At 63.3% G+C, this 916-nt stretch carries 1 protein-coding gene; it reads right to left on the bottom strand.

What is annotated here, in order from left to right:
• Nucleotides 1-916, bottom strand: a 916-nt coding sequence (locus tag NPS46_RS25080; protein WP_274112039.1) for a flagellin hook IN motif-containing protein, incomplete at both ends; no start/stop codon positions are given.

Raw genomic sequence — 916 nt, 5'->3', positions numbered from 1 at the left:
GGACGAAGCGGCGTCCTGGATGCTCAGGTTCGACACGGTGGTTTCCACGGTCACAGCGGTGTTGGTCGCCGAGACGCCAGTCAGACCCAGTTGCGCCAGGCCAGTACCGGCACTGCCGTTGGCCACGGTGAAGGTCTTGTTGGAGAACAGCGCCAGGGTGTTATCAGCATTCTTGCTGGCGGTGACGCCGGTGCTTGCGCTGTTGATCGAGGAGACGATCGAATCGGCGGTGTCGCCCTTCTTGAACTTTACTTCCACGCCATTGAGGATCACCGAGGTATCGGCAGTCAGTTTGGCCTGGGTGGTGCCCGATTGCAGGCCCAGCTTGGCCAGTGCGCCTGGACCGCTGGTGGCGTTGCTGCCGTTGTCCAGCTTGATGGCTTTGCCGTCAGCGGAAGTCAGGACCAGACGGCCGTCTTTCTGCGAAGCGGTTACGCCAGTGGCGGTCACGGTAGCCGGGGTGTTGATGGTGGCCACGGCCTGGGTCAGGGTCTGACCGGCGGCAATGGAGATGGCAGTACCGTTGATGTTGATTTCGGCGCCGCTGACCAGACCAGTGAAGGCAGTGGCCGCAGTGTCGGTGACCGGTGCGGCCTCAGCGTTGTCGCCCTTGACGCTAAAGGCGCTGGCCGAGGTCATTTTCAGCGCGGCGCCGTTAACCACGGCGGTGACGCCAGTCTTGGAGGACTGCTGGTTAACCAGGTCCACGGCCTGGGCCAAGGTAGTACCGGTGGCCAGCGTGATGTCGGTGCCGTTGACCGTCAGAACGCGCGAGGCGGTGGTGGTGGTGTAGGCGTTGCTGGTTTCAAAACCGGCGAACTGACCTTCGCTACCGGTTACGGTGGCGGCCAGGTCGGTGACGGCACCGGCGGCCTTGGCTTCGCCGTAGGATCCCTTCAGACCAGTGGCGCTGATG

The sequence above is a fragment of the Pseudomonas putida genome (assembly GCF_028682395.1).
Taxonomy (GTDB): domain Bacteria; phylum Pseudomonadota; class Gammaproteobacteria; order Pseudomonadales; family Pseudomonadaceae; genus Aquipseudomonas; species Aquipseudomonas putida_AB.
Note: the sequence above shows the minus strand (reverse complement) of the source record. Positions and strands in the feature narration are given on the sequence as shown.